Raw genomic sequence first — 15,786 nt, forward strand, 5'->3', positions numbered from 1 at the left:
ACGAGGCTTTGTCAAATGACGATAAAAAAAACTTGGTTAATTATAATTGTATTAGTATTGGAATTAATTATGGTAACGGGAATCAATTTTATTAGCCCATGGGTTACACTAATGGGTTCTTTAAGTTTAGGTATGTTAATCTTGATGTTTAAGATTAACAAGAGTGATACTCCTAGAGTTCTTTTTGTTGCATTAATACCATTTCTAGTATGCTTTAATATTATACAAAAGATGGGCAGTATGTTAATTGTGGGTGGAATGATTGGTTTATATCTCTTGTTTTATTTAGTAGATAATAAATATCGTGGCGTTCGTTTGGGGAAAAGTGGAGTGTTTTTTATTGTATGGATGTTATATGCTTTACTACAAACAACCTGGACAATCACCACGGAAAAAACTTGGTTATATATAAATGTTTTAACATTAGGGATAATAATTGTTTTCTTGATGAGCAAAATGATAACTACTATCCAATGGATAGAGCTTTTATATAAATGGTGGGGAATAGCTTTGCTTGGAACAATATTATTCGGCCTTTGGGAAGTAAATACTAATAACCACTTATCGAGTTCTGGTGCTAATCCTGAATATTATAATTTGCAAAACGTTGCAACAGTAGGTTTTTTTAATCCTAATGATTATGGATTTTTTCTAATAATCAGCCTGCCGATTATTTTATATTGGATTAAAAAGAAATTCTTATATAAGGTATTAGGATTATTTATGCTAGGAAGCTCATTTTACATTGTTTTTCAAAATGGAGCAAGATTTATAATTTTACTGTATTTTTTAGTTATCATCCTCTATTTACTAAGTTTAATAAAGAGTAAACGCAACTTTAGCATTTTACTATTTTTTACTTTCGGCGGTGTTTCTGTTTCTTTTCTCTTTGTAGATATGTTTGTTAAGTCGTTTAGTGATGTTGTATCATTGGCAAGTACAGATAGTTCTTCAAGCATTCGTAAAATGCTTTTTGAAAATGGATGGATTCTATTTACGAATAATCCTTTAGGGGTGGGTTCCGGAAATATAGAATACTACCTAAAACAAAATAGTTTAATTGTACATGGCATTCCCTCACTTCATAATTTTTGGTTAGAATTTTTAGTGACTTACGGAATACTAATTTTCATAGGCTTTTTAACATTTTATATAGCATCCCTAATAAGAATGTATAAAGCGCTGAAAATGAAATCATTAAATTTTAATAGTTCGATAAAGCCATTATTTTGGTCGTCATTATTATTCATACCAGCCAGCCTAGAATCAAGCACAATATTTACATTTAATATCATTTGGTTTTTATTTGGAATATTATTATGTATGGGAAATATTATAAAAAAAGAAATGAAACCTCAACTGTATTAATTGTAGATAAAAATATTAAAGGAATAGAATCAAAGAGGAAGTAAAACTCTATACAGTATTTTTGCGGAATTGATCTATTATGTTGATAGCCAAATTTGTGTCGAGCTCTTAATTTTTAACACCGTGAAAATAAAAATAAAAACGGGAATACTTACCACAGTAAAAATATTTGGACCGGAGAAATAAGAGGAATTTCTGGCACTATTCAATTGCTAAATTAAAAAAGGGACGTTCGGATTGAACGTCTCTTTTTAATGTTTGCCTTAACTTAAATGTTCTTTTACTTTTGTTGTTATATTATTACGTTCTTCCTCAGAAATAATTATATAATAGATACCATCAATTTTAGCGCCATTACCTTCAACTTGAAAACTTTCAACCTTCTTACGTGCACCTTTATAGTTCTTTTGAATGTCTTTCATTTCATCAAAAGTCATGTTTGTTTTAACATTGTCTCCAAGGATACTTAATATATTATCAAACTTCGTAATAGAAGAAACTTTTGCTCCTTCATTAATAATAGAAGTGATTACTTGTTTTTGGCGATCATTTCTTCCTAGGTCGCCTTTAGTGTCTTGTTTTCTCATACGAGAATAGGCAAGTGCTTCTTTACCATTGAGGTTTATTTGACCTTCAGCAAAGTTCATACCACTTTGTTCAAACGAAAACGGATTATTAACCGTTACACCACCAACAGAGTCAACAATTTGTTGGAATGATTCCATGTTTACTTTGAAGTAATAGTCAATTGGTACGTCGATAAAGTTCTCTACTGTTTCAACAGCCATCTGTACCCCACCAAATGCATAGGCGTGATTGATTTTGTCTTCATATCCTTTACCAATGATTTCAGTACGTGTATCCCGTGGAATATTAAACATCATCATTGAATTTTTTTCAGGATTTACTGTCATTACAATCATTGTGTCAGAACGACCTCTGTCATTTTTCCGTTCATCTACACCCATTAATAGAATAGAGATCGGTTTCTTATCTTTACCTGTAACAATTGGTTTTGGCTTCTTATCCACATTTAATGGTTCGTGCATTTCGTTTACTGCATCCTTAGCAGAATCGTATAGGTAATAAGCATAGCCTCCAGCACCTACAATTCCTAATCCTATTAAACAACCAATTATAATTAATGCTTTTTTAAACATATGTCCTCTTCCTTCGAGTTAATTTCAATTAAATTCATTCCATAAAAAGAAGTATATACCAAAAGTAAATATTTTCAATATTTTTTTGTGGCATTTTAATGTTATTTCACAAAACTAATGCCTTTTGTACCTTTTTACAAAAAATATAAAAAATCACCTTTATATGACAATAATTTATGCTATAATACAGCGTAGCAAAATTTTTATTCGCACAATGAATTAATTTTTGGAGGGTACCATGGAAGAAACGATAAGTTTAAAGGATATTTTTCAAACCATAAAAAAACGGCTCTTTTTAATTGGATTGATTACGATTATAGCTGTTGCAATAAGTGGTATTATTTCGTACTTTGTACTAACGCCTATTTATCAATCTTCTACACAAATTCTTGTGAATCAATCGAAAAATGAGCAGCAGGTTTTCGATGTGAATCAGGTTAGAACGAATGTAGAAATGATTAATACATATAGTGTTATCATTAAAAGTCCTACAATTCTCGGTAAAGTTGCTGAGAACTTAAAATTAGATAAAACCACTGACCAGTTAAATAGTCAAGTTACGGTGAATAGCGAACAAAATTCACAAGTGTTTACAATTACAGTTGAAGACCCAGATCCTGCAATGGCTGTTAAGATTGCAAACAACCTTGCGGATACTTTCCAAAAAGAAATACCAGAAATTATGAGTATCGACAATGTAAGCGTATTGTCTAAGGCTGCACTTAAAGAAAATCCTTCTCCTATTAATCCAAAGCCATTTTTAAATATGGCGATCGCTTTGGTTGTAGGGTTGATGGCTGGAGTAGGTTTGGCGTTTCTATTCGAATACCTAGATAATACGATTAAGAATGAACAGGATATTGAAGCATTATTAGGTCTTCCTGTACTTGGAGTAATTCCAAAAATTACGGTTGGTGATGAAAAAGCACCAATCAATACAGCATCTAGAGCTAGGATGGGAAGTGGAACACTTGAGTCGTAAATTAAAGAAAACGATTAATGATATTACACAACGTAGTTTAATTACTCATAAAAATCCAAAATCGCCAATATCAGAGCAATACAGAACCATACGAACAAATATTCAATTTGCTTCAGTAGATGAAAATATAAAAACACTCATGGTAACTTCATCAGGACCAGGAGAAGGTAAATCTACAACAGTTGCTAACTTAGCAGTAGTTTTAGCACAGCAAGGAAAGAGTGTTCTATTAGTAGATGCGGATTTAAGAAAACCTACAGTACATTACACATTCAAGGTGAGTAACGTATACGGATTAACCACTGTCTTAACAAGACAAGAAACATTAACAAACTGTATACAGAAGACTAACGTGCCAGATCTAGATGTATTGCCAAGTGGCCCTGTGCCTCCTAATCCTTCTGAACTGTTGAATTCCAAAACGATGGAAGCCACTTTAGAAGATTTAAAGGGTACTTACGAATATATCTTATTTGATACACCACCTGTCTTAGCTGTTACAGATGGCCAGATTCTAGCAAATCGTTGTGATGGAGTAGTACTTGTTGTAACAAGCGGTAAAACACAAAACGAAGGCGCTCTTAAAGCAAAAGAATTATTAGATAATGCAAATTCAAAAATCATTGGTGTCGTATTAAATGGAAAAGAAAAGACTGATAATACCTACTATTATTATGGTACAAAATAATTAATGGTAAGAATAAGCGTGGCAAGAGTGATTGGATCAAATGTTGCTTTCATAGAGCTCATTTTAGCCAATCTCTTTTTTTAGGTTACAGATGAAATACTCGTTCTATATGTATTTTCCATCTATTAAAGAATGGTTGCTGTTAGATATAAGAGAAGCAACAGGAGGAAATTTTATGAAAAAAGTCATGTATTCTATAATCATCGCATTAAGTATTGCAAGTATCATCTTTGGAAACTATTATTACAAATTTAAAATTAATGAAACTGCTGAAGCTGCGAAAATGGAACTTAGTAAAACAAAGTCGGTTTCTAACGAGTCGAGCTCTATTAAAGAAATCACTAAAAAAGAAGAAATAAATGTAACTAAAAATCTGCCTGATAGCATTGTCAGTAAAATTCAGGCTAAGCATGATCAACAAAAACCTGTAGAGTTCGTTATATTAGGATCAGAAGTAAACGCACTACAAGAAGGAACGTGGACTTCTCTATTTCAGAAAGAATTAACGAATCATTATGGTTCAGATGCATTTAATCTGACCGTTATTACTACAAAAGAAACATCCGACATTGTATTGGAAGATCAATTATATAAAGAAGCGCTGACTCTGAAACCAGATCTTGTATTGATTGAACCCTTTTTGTTAAATGATAATGGAAATTATGTAATGGAAGACACATTGATTTACGTAGAGAAAATAATTAACGATTTTGAAAGATTAGAATCTAAGCCTGTCATTATGTTACAGCCAACTAATCCTATCTATCAACCAAAGTACTACGCGGAACAAGTTTCAATGTTAAAAGACTATGCTGATAATAAAGGCTTTATATATCTAGATCATTGGCCTAGCTGGCCAGACGTGAATTCTAATGAACTTAATAACTATATTGAATCTAACAATCCTAATCAAAAAGGTTATAAGCTATGGGCAGAATTCTTTAAAAATTACTTTATCGCTGAATAAAGCAATCCCTACCATTAATTGTTTATTTTTTTTGTGAAACAATGATTTTATTTACCCGAAATTTATAAAAATAAATCTATTATCCTAATTTTGTTATATAACTGTAATGTAAATTGACTAGATTTGTAACACTCTATTCCATAAAATACTATTAGATGTAAAAATAAGTAGAATTATAGGGAATAGGGGTATAAATATATGAAATTTAGACTATCACCTGGTAATTTACATAAAAAAATCATTGGCGGAATCATTCTCGCTGGTGCTTTAGTCATAGGAAATCCGTTATCTGCAGATGCTGCATTGGGAGATCGTACTTTAAAACAAGGAATGACACATAAAGACGTTAAAGATCTTCAAATTGCTTTAAAGAAAACGAAGCATTTTACATATCCTTCATACACTACTTACTATGGAACATATACCAAGGCTGCAGTTACGAAATTTCAAAGACATCACAAACTAAAGGTTACTGGAGTTGCGGATCAAAAGACAATTGCTTTAATTAAGAATCAGGCTTCAAAGGTTAAAGCAAGCACACCTGCAAAACCGGTAAAAAAATTGTCATCTGGAAAAACGTTTAATTCTTCAATAGCAACTGAGCTTCTTGGAGTTCGTTACAGAAGTGGCGGTGTGACTCCTAGTTCAGGTTTTGACTGTAGTGGGTTTGTTACTTATGTAATGAAGCAGCACGGAGTTAGCTTGCCAAGAACATCTAGTGCCATGTATGGTACTGGGTTACAAGTAGCATCTTCTACTCTTCGTCCTGGTGATCTATTATTTTATGACACGAATAACAACGGTCGTCGTGATGTGTCACACGTAGCGATATATATAGGAAGTAATCGCATGATACATAGTGCTTCTAAAAAAGTTGAGTATGATAGCTTAAGCAACTCTTGGTGGAGCAAACGATATGTTGGAGCTAAACGCGTATTATAAAAAAACAGGAAAATAGGTGCACCTATTTTCCTGTTTTTTTATATTGTCGATGCTAAAGCTCCCTAGTATATCTGAAGAGGGAATAGGTACCTTCTTAAATCACTTCAGTATTCAAAATCCACTTATAGACTTGGGTATTAAGAATAACTAATTTTTAATCATGCCTGCTATCTGCGCTTCTGTTCCGATTATGATAATGGGACGTTTTGAGCTATTTATCCACCTTAGGACTTTTACTATATTTGTTTCAGAAATTGCTACACAGCCAAGAGTGGGGCTATTTTCATTTTTCCAAATATGAAGAAATATAGCACTGCCTTTACCCTTTACAATAGGGTCATCGTTATAACGGATTACAGTTGCATACTTATAAAGAGGGTGAAGTAATTTTTCAGCAGATCTCCAGGTTTTTTTTGTTGTAGGGTTTACTGTTACCCATCTGTTATAAAGTGATGAATTCGAATCGTCCACCCAGTAGTCATTTATTGTGGTTTTCTTAAAAGGCCAAGTCATACCAGATGGCTTAGAGGTTGATCCGAAACTTGTACCGAACATAAATTTACCAGCTGGACTCTTCCCATCTCCTTCTAATTTTCTGCTAGACACACCTGTCTTTCCAATAACTGCTTTCATTACTGGCATGGCCTCTTTCCAATTGCCATCAGACATTTTTTCATAGGAGTAAAGTTTCCCCTTATAACTTCGAACGGTAGGAACTGTCACAATAATGACTTGTCTTTTTGTATGAAGAGTATTCAGTTTGGCTTCCCATTGGTTTTTGTAATAATTTTCTTCTGCTTCAACATGAGTCGCTTGATGAGAAGTCTGTAACCAGCCTAATGTTAAGATGCTAAAAAACACGCATAAAAATTTCTTCATTATGGATTTTTCTCCTTTATATGGTAGATATTCATAGTATACTAAAAAAAGAGATTAATAATAAGTTTACATGAAAATAGGGGGAAAATAAGAAATGAAATGGAAGTTAGTGTCGTTATTTGCGGCTCTTCTTTTTGCAAGTGTGCTATTGGTACAGCCGGCAAAAGCGACGAGTTATGTAAATCCAAATCAAGTGTATACGTATGAACGTTTAACATTGGATATTAAGATGTTAGCTAAAAAGTATCCCGGACTAGTAGAATATCAAAGTTTAGGCAAATCACCATATGGTCGTGAGATCTGGGCAGTTAAACTCGGAAAAGGGGATGCAACTGTTTTTTACAATGCTTCTCATCATGCCCGGGAATGGTTAACTACGAATATTGTTATGGAAATGCTTGATCAGTATAGTGAGGCTTATTCTAGAAACGCTAAATTTGAAGGATATGATGTACGTAAGGTACTAAATGGTACTTCTATCTGGTTCGTTCCGATGGTCAATCCAGATGGCGTTACCCTTCAGCAAAAAGGTCTTAATGCTTTTCCAAAATCTGTTCATAAAAAATTAATTAAAATGAATGGTGGAAGCAAAAACTTTAAGCGCTGGAAAGCAAACGGACAAGGCATTGATTTGAACCGACAATACCCGGCCAATTGGAATAACTTATCCAAAAATAGTTCCGTTAAATCTCCAGCATACAAAAATTTTTCTGGGACTAAACCATTACAAACGCTAGAAACACAAAAGCTTACAAAATTCACCTACTTTGAAGATCCTGAAATTACGGTGTCATATCACTCATCAGGTAGAATTCTTTTTTGGTATTTTAATAACAAGGCTCAATATTTGGAAAGAGACCGTAAAATTGCTCAAGCATACGGAAGTATGTCACGTTATTCTCTCGTTAAACCTAGTAAAAGTCCAGCAGGCGGTGGATATAAAGATTGGTTTATACAAACGTTTAATCGTCCAGGACTTACTCCTGAGATCAGTTACCATGTAGGAGAAACAAATCCTCCGCTTTCTGTATTCAATGAAGAATGGAAGAGAAATCGAAAAGCAGGCCTTTACATTGCAAATGAAGGAAAGAAACTTTGGGAACAAAAGGTGATTGATGCGAATTTTAATATCACTACTTTTCAAAGGGTACCACTATACAATAGACCGAATACACAGCATAAAACAAGTATGTATTTAAGTCCCGCATACGTTAAGGTAACTGGAATATATAATGATTACTTTAGAGTAAGTACTTCAAATGGACCAAAGTGGATTAAAAAAGGACAATACATACAAGGGACTTATAAAAAAATAAATACACAGCTATGGTTAACTGAAAAAACACAGTTGCACCGTGCTCCCATTGCAGCAACAGCGGGTACATTTATTAATTCTCAAGTTGTTCAAGCTGTAAAGTCTTATGGTGATTGGTATGCCATCCAGACCCCTAATGGTGAAAAATGGATTAAACCTCATAACGAGATCGTAAATTACCAGCCAAAGGACATATCAAAAGTTATTTCTTTAACAACACTGAACGATTGGTATGAGTATCCTATTGAAACCAAAAAGAAAGAAAAACGAATAACGCCTCAAGATGTAACCTCCAGCAAGCAGTGGGGACAATGGTATCTTATTCAAACCACAGAGGGTCAGGGGTGGATAAAATTAATAGAAGAGTAGTTTAAAAAAGCTGACGAGGCAACTCGGCAGCTTTTGTTGTTTACTTTTTATAAGTTACTGCTTGCTTACCCATTTGAATCCAAGCAGCTTTAAAATTTGTTTTTAACACGCGGCGGTTTTTAACTTTTTTTAAGGGGTCATTAAAGTATACGTATAGATTGTCATAGCCTGTAACAAGTACAGAGTGTTCTTTGTATGTAATACTCACTTTCCCAGTAGGTGTGTACCATTCCTGAAAATAGGAAGAGGATAACTTTTTAAAATGTGTATTCGCTACTACCCAAACAGGTGTACCTTTGTTGATTGCATCTAAAACACTATCAAACTCTTTTCCTGTCAGATCAGTTATTCTATCCTTACCTAAGTACTTCTTTGCGAGCTCGGCAATCGGGCCATGATAAACACCGTATCCCGGCTTATTAAATGTATACATATCTCCTACGAAACCGTTATAAGGATTTCCAAAATATACCTTCCCATTTACTTTTCGATATGGTGTTGGATCTTTTTTCACTTGTTTGGCTAGAGTCAATTTATCAGCTTTTACCCCAGAGTATCTTAGCAACATTGCAAGACTTGTGACTTCACAACCGCGTGGGAGCTCAGGCATCTGTGCGATTAAAGGTGCATTTAGAACTTTACGTTTAAGGAGTTGTAAATTCTTTGAATGCACCCATCCTTGTTTTCCTCCGACCGTTTTCACTTTATACCAAAGCTGTTTTTGTAAGGTTGTATGCTTTTGAATCATGTAGAGTATGGTTCCTCTATCCACCGTTACAATTTTTGATTTAGAATCAGTAGGTCCGGAACGAATGATTACGGAAGAACTAACCACCATATAAGCCTGACTCTTATTTGTTGCAGCGTGAGTATTTCTTATATCCAACTGTAGAATAGTTCCTACTATTAAAAACACAATAAAATATATACATAGATTCCTGTATTTCAAAAAAATACCTCCCAGATTGAAATGCTGATTTACAATCTCTATTATATTACAATTTATGACAAAAAAGTAGAAGTGTAGACATTTGCATTTTAAATAATTTGTGGAGTACTAATAAAATATGATGAAAAGTAAAATAAAACTCTTTCCAAATATTGTGATATAAACTATTATGAACATATAACAAGATTAATGGGCTTAATCTTTTAATTCTTCTATGTAATGCGCACGAGTTAATTAAGAGAGTTTGGATCATTAGTCGAAAACTATAAAAGGGGATTATGTAATGAGAAAAAGAATTTCATCTATGTTTCTTGTTCTTGCTTTAGTTTTATCGGTAATGCCAAACGTTTCTTTTGCTGCAGTTGCAATGGATGATCCAAAATTAACTTCTTATTTGCAAGAAATTAGTGCAACTCGCGGACTTGAAATTTCAGTGGAAGATTTTGAAGACTACCTATTAGAATATTATGGTTCGGGACTTGAAGAGTGGGAAAATTTTGAGGAGCTCGAAGGGGCTCTTGGTGAAGTTATAGAAGCTGATTATAGTAATCTTCAAAGTATATATGAAGCCTATGATTTAGATGAAGCATCATTAATGCAGTTATTGGAAGATAACGGAAGTACTATTGATCATTTTATTTATGTGGAAGATTTAGATATGGAAGTTGGCTTTTATGTTGGTGGAGATCCTTTGGAAGATATTTTTACTGAATTGGGATTAACTGATGAAGAGCTGGAAGCACTGTTTGTTCACTTTGATTCAATGAGCGAAAAATTAGAAGATCCGGCAATTCTTAAACGCTTAGAAGAACTGGGTGCACAAATGGAAAGTTTTGAGGATTTTGATAGTGTTGAAGAATTGACGGATGCACAAGTCAAACAAATTATTTCAATTTATGATGAAGTACTCGAGATTTTTGAGTTAGACGCAAAGTATTATTTGAAAAAAGGTAAAGAAAAAAAGGCAATTACACTAAATGAGCTTCTCTTACTGAAAGATCCGAATGGATACAATTTAGTTATCGAACTATACAATAAAAACGGTGAATTTATTCTTGATATGGAACTTACGGCAGATATGATTGGATCAGATATTATTGAAGATATAGGTGAAGATGTGAAAGAAGTGCCGAAAGTAGTAGAAAAGATTAAAGATTCACCTAAAACGGAAAAGGGCGGTAAGCTTCCAAATACGGCTTCAGACTTTCTTCCGAATACTCTTATCGGATTAGTTGTTGCAGGAGCGGGCTTCGTACTTTACAGAAGAGTTAGGAAGACTGCGTAACATGAGAAGAGCAAGGAAAAGAGCCACCGGCCGTAAGCGCCTGGCTCTTCTTTTTATAAGTGTAGCGATTATCTTGGCTGGATTATGGTTCTCATCAACCAATTTATACAAATTCGCAAAAGGTTATATGACATTTAAAATTGAAAAATTTCAAAAAGAACCTATTAAACCTGCTAGTGCTTATAAAAAAGAAGAGAAGACTGAATTATATAAAAAGAGACCAAAAAAAGGCGAAAATATGGGAGAATTATTTATTCCTGAATTAAATGCTACGTTACCCATTTTTCATGGTACTGACGAGGATGAACTGGAAAAAGGAGTTGGCCACTACGCAAATAGTGTTCTTCCAGGGGAAAAAGATAATACAGTTCTATCTGGGCATCGAGATACGGTGTTTCGAAAACTTGGGGAGATAGGGGAAAAAGATATTCTTATCGTAAAAACCGTAGCAGGTGAATTTACTTATAAAGTAAAAAGAGTTCGAATTGTGGATGCAGACGACCGAACAGTCATTGTTCCCAAACCTAGAGCAACACTTACTGTAACTACCTGTTACCCATTTAATTATATTGGTGATGCCCCCGAGCGTTACATTCTAGAAGCATTTCTCGTAGATCAAAAACTAAAAAAGTAAACCTGACCATTTTTTAATGATCAGGTTCTTTCATTGTTATTAACAATTTTACGACCACTGAGTATTTTTGTATGTAGTTTAACTCTAATAACTCATTTAGATTCTATTTAGATGTTTGAAAGGTTTCGAGACAGCGGGTGAAAAGAGTAACGTTAATTTCAAGAACTATTTCTACTGTATAAGATCATAAATATTATTTCTTGATGACACAAGATAAAATAATCGGCACGTCTATTGAGGATTTTAAATTAAATACATGTATAAAAAGTATGAATCATAAGGAAGAATATAACGAATACATACTTAGAAATATATTTTTGTACTAATTAAATCCAATTCATGAAATTTTTTTTAAAAATAGTATTCCAAATAAGGATTTAATTTAGACAAATTTGACGAATGATCTATTGTAAGGTTAGCATTAATGAGATAAATATTAGCAGCAAAAAGTGCTAGGAGGATATAAAAGCATGGATCAAATTAAAGTAATGACAATTTTTGGTACAAGACCTGAAGCTATTAAAATGGCACCGCTCGTACTCGAAATGGAAAAATATGAAGAGATTAACTCGGTTGTTACAGTTACAGCTCAGCATCGTGAAATGCTTGATCAAGTATTAGAGATCTTTGATGTGAAACCTGATCATGATCTTAATATTATGAAGGACCGTCAAACGTTAATAGGTGTAACGACAAGAGCACTTGAAGGTCTGGATCTTGTTATGAAAGAAGAAAAACCTGATATTGTTCTCGTTCATGGAGATACAACAACTACTTTTGTTGCTAGTTTAGCTGCTTTTTACAACCAAATTGCAGTTGGACATGTAGAAGCCGGTCTTAGAACTTGGAATAAGTATTCACCCTATCCAGAAGAGATGAATCGTCAACTAACAGGGGTAATGGCTGATCTTCATTTTGCACCTACTCATGCATCTGCACAAAACCTTCTTCAAGAAAACAAAAGTGGTGATCATATCTATGTCACGGGGAATACTGCTATCGATGCGCTTCGAACTACAGTACGTGAAGATTATGAATTAGATATCCTAAATAAATTGGGGGATGACCGATTAATTCTCGTTACTGCACATAGACGTGAGAATTTAGGAGAACCTATGCGTAATATGTTCAGAGCAATTAAAAGAATTGTTCAAGAACATGACGATGTTCAGGTTGTATATCCGGTTCACTTAAATCCAGCTGTTCGGGAAGTAGCAGATGAGATTTTAGGAGAAGATTCAAAAATCCATCTAATTGAGCCTCTTGGCGTTCTAGATTTCCACAATCTTGCTTCTCGTGCACATATTATTTTAACTGACAGTGGTGGAGTACAAGAAGAAGCACCTTCACTAGGAGTTCCTGTTCTTGTTCTTCGCGATACTACAGAACGTCCTGAAGGCATTAAAGCAGGAACACTTAAGCTCGCTGGGACAAATGAAGAAGATATTTATTCGATGGCTAAAGAACTATTAACGAGTCAAGAGGCATATGAATCTATGGCAAAGGCTTCAAATCCATATGGTGATGGAGAAGCCTCTCGACGAATTATTGAAGCAATTCTTTATCACTTCAATAAACGCACTGAGAGACCAGATACTTTTAGAGTAATTTAATTAATACCTTTACTTAAAGTTCAATAAAAAATAATAGCAGATTATTATCATCGCTATGTTCAGCTTGTAGACAAAGTACTCTGTCTACAAGCTTCTTTTTTTTGTGAAAAATGTGAGATGATTTTGAGAGATGAAATAAACATGGCATATACTCTCGCTCATCCTTTACATAAATTGTGACTTTCTGGTTCCCTCGTACTTACTTTAATCTCTTTCATAATTTCATATCTTCTTTTATTTGAAGATTAAAAACGTTTTCCTTGATGCTTGAACCACTAGTAAATAAGTTGATTGAAAACATGTTAGACCCAATATTTTTACGTATGTGCAGGATGTAAGAGATCAACAATTGAAAGGAAGGGAACTCTTCCTTTAGTATCTCCTACAAGACCGAGAACTAGAAAATAAACTATTGAAAGGAGATACGCGAATGCAAAAAGTTGTATGGCGTTGGACAAAGCTTAGATGGATTAAAAAGTTTACTTTCCACGATTGAAATTTTAAAAGTTAGCTAAATAGAAATTTCGTTGGCCATCTACTCTGTAATCCTATTGTATTTGTTAAAAATAATCCTAAAAAACGTAGATAAACCCCACATCAACAGAGTTGAAATGGGGCTTTAAAAAGATTAAATTGTTCTGTTTTATCATCTTGTTTTTGTTTTCAACCACTTTCCATAAGAAGAGGTAACTGTATATATTAAATAACTTCCAAATATAGTGTATAAAGGGATGATTGGGAGCCGGTAACGCTGGGAACTAACTAGTAAACCAACTGATGAAAGAACTGCAAAATATAGGATATACAATCCTATAATCAGCAAATGAATCCTTAAGTTCTTCAAAATAATAAATGCTGTAATATAACCTCCAATTGAAAATAGGGTTAGTAAAGTATCGAAACGATTTACACCTTCGAAAAAAAGTTGTATTTTTTGAACCAATCTTTTTATAAATTCGCCTGGTTCCGCAAGAATGTACTCTACAGCTTTTGCTTTTAGAATTTTGCTTTTTTCTGATAGTGGTGTATTTTTATATTGATTATATTCATCGCTTACAAATTTCTCAATAATTGAAGATGAATAAAAACCAACTGTAGTATGAGGATTGTTAGCGATATATAGATTCATGCCACTGTAATTTTCAAAGAGAATTCCTTCTCCGTGTGTCGTTTTGTTGTATGTATAATTCGCTCCGAATAACAAAATCGGTACTAAAATAGAAAACAAGATTACCCATATCGGGATGATTTTATTAAAATTTAGAAAAATAAAATAACCAATAACGATAGGTATTAAAAATAACAAATGTGGACGCATCATTATACTAAGGTAGAATGTTATTACAAACAACACAATTAAAATGGAGAGGTTTTTCTTTTCTGTATTTTTAACCATATGAAGAATAACTGTTCCAAGCAGTGCTATAGCAACTATAAAAAAAGTGAAAATTGTTTCAGTTAAAAGTTTACTTGGCCCATTATTTAATAAAATGGGGTGAATTGAGAACAAAACCACAGATAGAATAGCTATTACTTTATTGATAAACAAACGGTATGCTAATAGGAATATAACAATTCCTGTAGATCCTAGAACGAGAAATTGCACAAGAAAAACAAAAGTAATGTCCTTAAAAAAGTAGATGATAAATGCAATAATTAATGGATACAATGGAGGAACAATTATATTTTCTTCTCTGACTGTATTGATTAACCCTTTACCATTCAAAAAATTACCAGCTAAATTTTTATAGAGTTCACCGTCGGATGTAATAATCATAAAAGGGAGTCCTTTTATGAGAGAAAAAAGGACAAAGAATACAAGGGGTATTAAAAAACTGGAAAGAATCATTATTTTATTTTGATGAACAAATTGTTTCATAATTTTTCAACTCCAAACTTATTGAGCTAGTTAGACAAAGCGATTATGGAAACGCCTGCCATAATTAGCATACAGCCAAATATTTTATATAGTGTTAAAGGTTCACCAAATATAAAATATGCACCAAAAACTGCAATTATATAAGCGATGCTTTGAACAGGATATGCTATGCTAATTTGCACCTTGGTTAATATAAACAGCCATAATACGGTAGCTAATCCGTATGAGAGTATGCCAGAAAATATAAGTGGGGAGAACATGAGTTTAATGATTGATGTAATGGAATTGAAACTTACTGGCTCTTTTTCTAAACCTAGTTTCCAAAGAAATTGACCAGTTACAAGAATGAAGGTATTGAATAAAATAAGAAAAAAGTTATATAAGTTCATTCTTGCTCTCCTTTATTAAGCGATTTTTTAAGATTTTCAATTTCTTTTTTGTGAAATGCGCTTTCTTGAATAAGTATATTAATTTTTTTCTGTAAGGTGGATTGAACTGTTGTTTGATACATAAGAATGTTTAAAACTACAATAAATGCAATCATAAAGACAAAGGTAGGCATGTATGCAATTCCTAGCAATGAAGCGATATGGTTAAATTGTGGAATTAGAAATGCCACAAGTAGTCCAGCGAATCCAAAGACCATCCAAAGAAAGGCATGTTGATCATGTAGCTTGTTTTTTCTCGTAAATACTACTACTTGTATTAAAAATATCATGGCAGTTATTATCGTTATTATTTGTACTGAATTCATTT

The 15,786-nt window shown here is 33.3% G+C and carries 15 protein-coding genes; 9 read left to right on the forward strand and 6 right to left on the reverse strand.

The features are described 5' to 3' along the window. The first annotated feature begins 15 nt into the window (after positions 1–15). On the forward strand, positions 16–1,368 hold the full coding sequence (locus ACOZ9X_RS00685) for an O-antigen ligase family protein (protein WP_423416594.1): 1,353 nt from the start codon (positions 16–18) through the stop codon (positions 1,366–1,368). Between the two features lie 263 nt (positions 1,369–1,631). Here the strand turns inward: ACOZ9X_RS00685 and ACOZ9X_RS00690 are convergent, their stop codons facing one another. Next, on the reverse strand, positions 1,632–2,528 hold the full coding sequence (locus ACOZ9X_RS00690; RefSeq protein WP_423416595.1) for a LytR family transcriptional regulator: 897 nt from the start codon (positions 2,526–2,528) through the stop codon (positions 1,632–1,634). Between the two features lie 238 nt (positions 2,529–2,766). On the opposite strand from ACOZ9X_RS00690, the gene ACOZ9X_RS00695 reads away from it, so the two are divergent. The 4 genes from ACOZ9X_RS00695 to ACOZ9X_RS00710 all read left to right on the forward strand — a co-directional run bounded on the left by ACOZ9X_RS00695 (position 2,767) and on the right by ACOZ9X_RS00710 (position 6,107). After that, a complete protein-coding gene (locus tag ACOZ9X_RS00695) occupies positions 2,767–3,510 on the forward strand; it encodes a YveK family protein (protein ID WP_423416596.1) in 744 nt (247 codons plus the stop codon). Next, positions 3,500–4,198: a CpsD/CapB family tyrosine-protein kinase gene (locus tag ACOZ9X_RS00700; protein WP_423416597.1), complete on the forward strand. Its 699-nt coding sequence runs from the start codon at positions 3,500–3,502 to the stop codon at positions 4,196–4,198. The genes ACOZ9X_RS00695 and ACOZ9X_RS00700 overlap by 11 nt, the downstream gene beginning before the upstream one ends. Before the next feature lie 91 nt (positions 4,199–4,289). Beyond that, entirely contained in the window at positions 4,290–5,165 is an 876-nt protein-coding gene (locus ACOZ9X_RS00705; protein WP_423416598.1) for an SGNH/GDSL hydrolase family protein, read from the forward strand. Between the two features lie 198 nt (positions 5,166–5,363). Further along, on the forward strand, positions 5,364–6,107 hold the full coding sequence (locus tag ACOZ9X_RS00710) for a C40 family peptidase (protein WP_423416599.1): 744 nt from the start codon (positions 5,364–5,366) through the stop codon (positions 6,105–6,107). Between the two features lie 147 nt (positions 6,108–6,254). On the opposite strand, the gene ACOZ9X_RS00715 is transcribed toward ACOZ9X_RS00710, so the two are convergent. After that, the gene (locus tag ACOZ9X_RS00715; RefSeq protein WP_423416600.1) at positions 6,255–6,986 is read right to left on the reverse strand and encodes a L,D-transpeptidase family protein; all 732 of its coding nucleotides are present in this window, start codon (positions 6,984–6,986) and stop codon (positions 6,255–6,257) included. Between the two features lie 94 nt (positions 6,987–7,080). On the opposite strand from ACOZ9X_RS00715, the gene ACOZ9X_RS00720 reads away from it, so the two are divergent. Next, complete coding sequence (locus tag ACOZ9X_RS00720; RefSeq protein ID WP_423416601.1) at positions 7,081–8,670, forward strand: M14 family zinc carboxypeptidase; 1,590 nt, start codon at positions 7,081–7,083, stop codon at positions 8,668–8,670. Positions 8,671–8,710: 40 nt separating this feature from the next. On the opposite strand, the gene ACOZ9X_RS00725 is transcribed toward ACOZ9X_RS00720, so the two are convergent. Beyond that, a complete protein-coding gene (locus ACOZ9X_RS00725; protein WP_423416602.1) occupies positions 8,711–9,619 on the reverse strand; it encodes a C39 family peptidase in 909 nt (302 codons plus the stop codon). A gap of 283 nt (positions 9,620–9,902) precedes the next feature. Here ACOZ9X_RS00725 and ACOZ9X_RS00730 point away from each other — a divergent pair, with 283 nt between their 5' ends. The 3 genes from ACOZ9X_RS00730 to wecB all read left to right on the forward strand — a co-directional run bounded on the left by ACOZ9X_RS00730 (position 9,903) and on the right by wecB (position 13,151). Further along, complete coding sequence (locus ACOZ9X_RS00730) at positions 9,903–10,904, forward strand: processed acidic surface protein (protein ID WP_423416603.1); 1,002 nt, start codon at positions 9,903–9,905, stop codon at positions 10,902–10,904. A gap of 1 nt (position 10,905) precedes the next feature. Beyond that, positions 10,906–11,538 (forward strand): class D sortase, encoded by a 633-nt coding sequence (locus ACOZ9X_RS00735; protein WP_423416604.1) that lies wholly within the window; start codon positions 10,906–10,908, stop codon positions 11,536–11,538. 470 nt (positions 11,539–12,008) lie between these two features. Further along, entirely contained in the window at positions 12,009–13,151 is a 1,143-nt protein-coding gene (gene wecB / locus ACOZ9X_RS00740) for a non-hydrolyzing UDP-N-acetylglucosamine 2-epimerase (protein WP_423416605.1), read from the forward strand. A 646-nt stretch (positions 13,152–13,797) separates the two neighbouring features. On the opposite strand, the gene ACOZ9X_RS00745 is transcribed toward wecB, so the two are convergent. The 3 genes from ACOZ9X_RS00745 to ACOZ9X_RS00755 are packed head-to-tail and all read right to left on the reverse strand — an operon-like array spanning position 13,798 to position 15,784. Beyond that, positions 13,798–15,030 (reverse strand): hypothetical protein, encoded by a 1,233-nt coding sequence (locus ACOZ9X_RS00745; protein ID WP_423416606.1) that lies wholly within the window; start codon positions 15,028–15,030, stop codon positions 13,798–13,800. 26 nt (positions 15,031–15,056) lie between these two features. After that, the gene (locus ACOZ9X_RS00750; protein ID WP_423416607.1) at positions 15,057–15,419 is read right to left on the reverse strand and encodes an EamA family transporter; all 363 of its coding nucleotides are present in this window, start codon (positions 15,417–15,419) and stop codon (positions 15,057–15,059) included. Then, positions 15,416–15,784: a DUF2304 domain-containing protein gene (locus ACOZ9X_RS00755; protein ID WP_423416608.1), complete on the reverse strand. Its 369-nt coding sequence runs from the start codon at positions 15,782–15,784 to the stop codon at positions 15,416–15,418. Before ACOZ9X_RS00755 ends, ACOZ9X_RS00750 begins: the two co-directional genes overlap by 4 nt. Between the last annotated feature and the right edge of the window lie 2 nt (positions 15,785–15,786).

Source organism: Fictibacillus nanhaiensis (genome assembly GCF_049537595.1).
GTDB classification, from domain to species: domain Bacteria; phylum Bacillota; class Bacilli; order Bacillales; family Fictibacillaceae; genus Fictibacillus; species Fictibacillus nanhaiensis_F.

What these genes read in the sequence shown, in the direction of transcription:
- ACOZ9X_RS00735 (WP_423416604.1), top strand. Translation starts at nt 10,906, where the DNA reads ATGAGAAGAGCAAGGAAAAGAGCCACCGGCCGTAAGCGCCTGGCTCTT.
- ACOZ9X_RS00715 (WP_423416600.1), bottom strand. Translation starts at nt 6,986, where the DNA reads ATGAAGAAATTTTTATGCGTGTTTTTTAGCATCTTAACATTAGGCTGG.
- ACOZ9X_RS00720 (WP_423416601.1), top strand. Translation starts at nt 7,081, where the DNA reads ATGAAATGGAAGTTAGTGTCGTTATTTGCGGCTCTTCTTTTTGCAAGT.
- ACOZ9X_RS00685 (WP_423416594.1), top strand. Translation starts at nt 16, where the DNA reads ATGACGATAAAAAAAACTTGGTTAATTATAATTGTATTAGTATTGGAA.
- ACOZ9X_RS00695 (WP_423416596.1), top strand. Translation starts at nt 2,767, where the DNA reads ATGGAAGAAACGATAAGTTTAAAGGATATTTTTCAAACCATAAAAAAA.
- ACOZ9X_RS00750 (WP_423416607.1), bottom strand. Translation starts at nt 15,419, where the DNA reads ATGAACTTATATAACTTTTTTCTTATTTTATTCAATACCTTCATTCTT.
- ACOZ9X_RS00730 (WP_423416603.1), top strand. Translation starts at nt 9,903, where the DNA reads ATGAGAAAAAGAATTTCATCTATGTTTCTTGTTCTTGCTTTAGTTTTA.
- wecB (WP_423416605.1), top strand. Translation starts at nt 12,009, where the DNA reads ATGGATCAAATTAAAGTAATGACAATTTTTGGTACAAGACCTGAAGCT.
- ACOZ9X_RS00690 (WP_423416595.1), bottom strand. Translation starts at nt 2,528, where the DNA reads ATGTTTAAAAAAGCATTAATTATAATTGGTTGTTTAATAGGATTAGGA.
- ACOZ9X_RS00710 (WP_423416599.1), top strand. Translation starts at nt 5,364, where the DNA reads ATGAAATTTAGACTATCACCTGGTAATTTACATAAAAAAATCATTGGC.
- ACOZ9X_RS00755 (WP_423416608.1), bottom strand. Translation starts at nt 15,784, where the DNA reads ATGAATTCAGTACAAATAATAACGATAATAACTGCCATGATATTTTTA.
- ACOZ9X_RS00745 (WP_423416606.1), bottom strand. Translation starts at nt 15,030, where the DNA reads ATGAAACAATTTGTTCATCAAAATAAAATAATGATTCTTTCCAGTTTT.
- ACOZ9X_RS00705 (WP_423416598.1), top strand. Translation starts at nt 4,290, where the DNA reads ATGAAATACTCGTTCTATATGTATTTTCCATCTATTAAAGAATGGTTG.